Genomic DNA, 5,209 nt, shown 5'->3' on the forward strand with positions numbered 1-5,209 from the left:
GAAAGATCTTAACCAACCGCTCTTTAACAACTGAATCAAGCAATTCGTGTGGGTGCTTGTGGAGTCAGACTGATAGTCAAAAAGATTATCAGCATCACAAGTTACTCCGCGAGAAATCAAAGATGTAACCAACGATTGCTGAGCCAAGTTTAGGGTTTTCTCAAAACCCAAAGATGTTTGAACTGAAGAGTTTGATCATGGCTCAGATTGAACGCTGGCGGCAGGCCTAACACATGCAAGTCGAGCGGCAGCACGGGTACTTGTACCTGGTGGCGAGCGGCGGACGGGTGAGTAATGCCTAGGAATCTGCCTAGTAGTGGGGGATAACGTCCGGAAACGGGCGCTAATACCGCATACGTCCTACGGGAGAAAGTGGGGGATCTTCGGACCTCACGCTATTAGATGAGCCTAGGTCGGATTAGCTAGTTGGTGAGGTAATGGCTCACCAAGGCGACGATCCGTAACTGGTCTGAGAGGATGATCAGTCACACTGGAACTGAGACACGGTCCAGACTCCTACGGGAGGCAGCAGTGGGGAATATTGGACAATGGGCGAAAGCCTGATCCAGCCATGCCGCGTGTGTGAAGAAGGTCTTCGGATTGTAAAGCACTTTAAGTTGGGAGGAAGGGCAGTTACCTAATACGTGATTGTTTTGACGTTACCGACAGAATAAGCACCGGCTAACTCTGTGCCAGCAGCCGCGGTAATACAGAGGGTGCAAGCGTTAATCGGAATTACTGGGCGTAAAGCGCGCGTAGGTGGTTTGTTAAGTTGGATGTGAAAGCCCCGGGCTCAACCTGGGAACTGCATCCAAAACTGGCAAGCTAGAGTATGGTAGAGGGTGGTGGAATTTCCTGTGTAGCGGTGAAATGCGTAGATATAGGAAGGAACACCAGTGGCGAAGGCGACCACCTGGACTGATACTGACACTGAGGTGCGAAAGCGTGGGGAGCAAACAGGATTAGATACCCTGGTAGTCCACGCCGTAAACGATGTCAACTAGCCGTTGGGAGCCTTGAGCTCTTAGTGGCGCAGCTAACGCATTAAGTTGACCGCCTGGGGAGTACGGCCGCAAGGTTAAAACTCAAATGAATTGACGGGGGCCCGCACAAGCGGTGGAGCATGTGGTTTAATTCGAAGCAACGCGAAGAACCTTACCAGGCCTTGACATCCAATGAACTTTCTAGAGATAGATTGGTGCCTTCGGGAACATTGAGACAGGTGCTGCATGGCTGTCGTCAGCTCGTGTCGTGAGATGTTGGGTTAAGTCCCGTAACGAGCGCAACCCTTGTCCTTAGTTACCAGCACGTTATGGTGGGCACTCTAAGGAGACTGCCGGTGACAAACCGGAGGAAGGTGGGGATGACGTCAAGTCATCATGGCCCTTACGGCCTGGGCTACACACGTGCTACAATGGTCGGTACAAAGGGTTGCCAAGCCGCGAGGTGGAGCTAATCCCATAAAACCGATCGTAGTCCGGATCGCAGTCTGCAACTCGACTGCGTGAAGTCGGAATCGCTAGTAATCGCGAATCAGAATGTCGCGGTGAATACGTTCCCGGGCCTTGTACACACCGCCCGTCACACCATGGGAGTGGGTTGCACCAGAAGTAGCTAGTCTAACCTTCGGGAGGACGGTTACCACGGTGTGATTCATGACTGGGGTGAAGTCGTAACAAGGTAGCCGTAGGGGAACCTGCGGCTGGATCACCTCCTTAATCGACGACATCAGCTGCTTCATAAGCTCCCACACGAATTGCTTGATTCATTGAAGAAGACGATAGAAGCAGCTTTAAGCTCCAAGCTGATAGCTCCAAGCTAACAGTTACAAGCTCGAAATTGGGTCTGTAGCTCAGTTGGTTAGAGCGCACCCCTGATAAGGGTGAGGTCGGCAGTTCGAATCTGCCCAGACCCACCAATTTTGTTATGGGGCCATAGCTCAGCTGGGAGAGCGCCTGCCTTGCACGCAGGAGGTCAGCGGTTCGATCCCGCTTGGCTCCACCATAAACTGCTTCTGAAAGCTTAGAAATGAGCATTCACTTTGAATGTTGATTTCTAGTCTTTTGATTAGATCGTTCTTTAAAAATTTGGGTATGTGATAGAAAGATAGACTGAACGTTACTTTCACTGGTAACGGATCAGGCTAAGGTAAAATTTGTGAGTTCTCTTTTAATTAAGAATGCAAATTTTCGGCGAATGTCGTCTTCATAGTATAACCAGATTGCTTGGGGTTATATGGTCAAGTGAAGAAGCGCATACGGTGGATGCCTTGGCAGTCAGAGGCGATGAAAGACGTGGTAGCCTGCGATAAGCTTCGGGGAGTCGGCAAACAGACTTTGATCCGGAGATCTCTGAATGGGGGAACCCAGCCATCATAAGATGGTTATCTTGTACTGAATACATAGGTGCAAGAGGCGAACCAGGGGAACTGAAACATCTAAGTACCCTGAGGAAAAGAAATCAACCGAGATTCCCTTAGTAGTGGCGAGCGAACGGGGACTAGCCCTTAAGTGGCTTTGAGATTAGCGGAACGCTCTGGAAAGTGCGGCCATAGTGGGTGATAGCCCTGTACGCGAAAATCTCTTAGTCATGAAATCGAGTAGGACGGGGCACGAGAAACCTTGTCTGAATATGGGGGGACCATCCTCCAAGGCTAAATACTACTGACTGACCGATAGTGAACTAGTACCGTGAGGGAAAGGCGAAAAGAACCCCGGAGAGGGGAGTGAAATAGATCCTGAAACCGTATGCGTACAAGCAGTGGGAGCAGACTTTGTTCTGTGACTGCGTACCTTTTGTATAATGGGTCAGCGACTTATTTTCAGTGGCAAGCTTAACCGAATAGGGGAGGCGTAGCGAAAGCGAGTCTTAATAGGGCGTCTAGTCGCTGGGAATAGACCCGAAACCGGGCGATCTATCCATGGGCAGGTTGAAGGTTAGGTAACACTGACTGGAGGACCGAACCGACTACCGTTGAAAAGTTAGCGGATGACCTGTGGATCGGAGTGAAAGGCTAATCAAGCTCGGAGATAGCTGGTTCTCCTCGAAAGCTATTTAGGTAGCGCCTCATGTATCACTGTAGGGGGTAGAGCACTGTTTCGGCTAGGGGGTCATCCCGACTTACCAAACCGATGCAAACTCCGAATACCTACAAGTGCCGAGCATGGGAGACACACGGCGGGTGCTAACGTCCGTCGTGAAAAGGGAAACAACCCAGACCGTCAGCTAAGGTCCCAAAGTTATGGTTAAGTGGGAAACGATGTGGGAAGGCTTAGACAGCTAGGAGGTTGGCTTAGAAGCAGCCACCCTTTAAAGAAAGCGTAATAGCTCACTAGTCGAGTCGGCCTGCGCGGAAGATGTAACGGGGCTCAAACCATACACCGAAGCTACGGGTATCACGTAAGTGATGCGGTAGAGGAGCGTTCTGTAAGCCTGTGAAGGTGAGTTGAGAAGCTTGCTGGAGGTATCAGAAGTGCGAATGCTGACATGAGTAACGACAATGGGTGTGAAAAACACCCACGCCGAAAGACCAAGGTTTCCTGCGCAACGTTAATCGACGCAGGGTTAGTCGGTCCCTAAGGCGAGGCTGAAAAGCGTAGTCGATGGAAAACAGGTTAATATTCCTGTACTTCTAGTTATTGCGATGGAGGGACGGAGAAGGCTAGGCCAGCTTGGCGTTGGTTGTCCAAGTTTAAGGTGGTAGGCTGGAATCTTAGGTAAATCCGGGGTTCTAAGGCCGAGAGCTGATGACGAGTTACCTTTTAGGTGACGAAGTGGTTGATGCCATGCTTCCAAGAAAAGCTTCTAAGCTTCAGATAACTAGGAACCGTACCCCAAACCGACACAGGTGGTTGGGTAGAGAATACCAAGGCGCTTGAGAGAACTCGGGTGAAGGAACTAGGCAAAATGGCACCGTAACTTCGGGAGAAGGTGCGCCGGTGAGGGTGAAGGACTTGCTCCGTAAGCTCATGCCGGTCGAAGATACCAGGCCGCTGCGACTGTTTATTAAAAACACAGCACTCTGCAAACACGAAAGTGGACGTATAGGGTGTGACGCCTGCCCGGTGCCGGAAGGTTAATTGATGGGGTTAGCTAACGCGAAGCTCTTGATCGAAGCCCCGGTAAACGGCGGCCGTAACTATAACGGTCCTAAGGTAGCGAAATTCCTTGTCGGGTAAGTTCCGACCTGCACGAATGGCGTAACGATGGCGGCGCTGTCTCCACCCGAGACTCAGTGAAATTGAAATCGCTGTGAAGATGCAGTGTATCCGCGGCTAGACGGAAAGACCCCGTGAACCTTTACTATAGCTTTGCACTGGACTTTGAATTTGCTTGTGTAGGATAGGTGGGAGGCTTTGAAGCGTGAACGCCAGTTTGCGTGGAGCCATCCTTGAAATACCACCCTGGCAACTTTGAGGTTCTAACTCAGGTCCGTTATCCGGATCGAGGACAGTGTATGGTGGGTAGTTTGACTGGGGCGGTCTCCTCCTAAAGAGTAACGGAGGAGTACGAAGGTGCGCTCAGACCGGTCGGAAATCGGTCGTAGAGTATAAAGGCAAAAGCGCGCTTGACTGCGAGACAGACACGTCGAGCAGGTACGAAAGTAGGTCTTAGTGATCCGGTGGTTCTGTATGGAAGGGCCATCGCTCAACGGATAAAAGGTACTCCGGGGATAACAGGCTGATACCGCCCAAGAGTTCATATCGACGGCGGTGTTTGGCACCTCGATGTCGGCTCATCACATCCTGGGGCTGAAGCCGGTCCCAAGGGTATGGCTGTTCGCCATTTAAAGTGGTACGCGAGCTGGGTTTAGAACGTCGTGAGACAGTTCGGTCCCTATCTGCCGTGGACGTTTGAGATTTGAGAGGGGCTGCTCCTAGTACGAGAGGACCGGAGTGGACGAACCTCTGGTGTTCCGGTTGTCACGCCAGTGGCATTGCCGGGTAGCTATGTTCGGAAAAGATAACCGCTGAAAGCATCTAAGCGGGAAACTTGCCTCAAGATGAGATCTCACTGGGATCTTGAATCCCCTAAAGGGCCGTCGAAGACTACGACGTTGATAGGTTGGGTGTGTAAGCGCTGTGAGGCGTTGAGCTAACCAATACTAATTGCCCGTGAGGCTTGACCATATAACACCCAAGCAATTTGCTTAAGAAGCGAGTTGCGGTGTGTGAAGACGATACAAACCGAAAGTTTGCGAACACACAAA

Annotated in this window: 2 tRNA genes and 2 rRNA genes; all 4 read left to right on the forward strand. The window is 51.0% G+C overall.

Annotation, left to right across the window (positions count from 1 at the left end):
• The first annotated feature begins 179 nt into the window (after nt 1-179).
• The 4 genes from AC1RL5_RS31785 (at nt 180) to AC1RL5_RS31800 (ending at nt 5,129) form a co-directional block, all read left to right on the forward strand.
• Nucleotides 180-1,718 (forward strand): 16S ribosomal RNA (locus AC1RL5_RS31785).
• A 123-nt stretch (nt 1,719-1,841) separates the two neighbouring features.
• Nucleotides 1,842-1,918: transfer RNA gene (locus AC1RL5_RS31790), tRNA-Ile, on the forward strand.
• Nucleotides 1,919-1,928: 10 nt separating this feature from the next.
• Nucleotides 1,929-2,004: transfer RNA gene (locus tag AC1RL5_RS31795), tRNA-Ala, on the forward strand.
• A gap of 233 nt (nt 2,005-2,237) precedes the next feature.
• Nucleotides 2,238-5,129 (forward strand): 23S ribosomal RNA (locus AC1RL5_RS31800).
• Together the 16S and 23S rRNA genes with 2 tRNA genes alongside form the textbook arrangement of a ribosomal RNA operon.
• Nucleotides 5,130-5,209: the final 80 nt, after the last annotated feature.

This window comes from Pseudomonas sp. GW822-FHT06D10, from assembly GCF_058799535.1.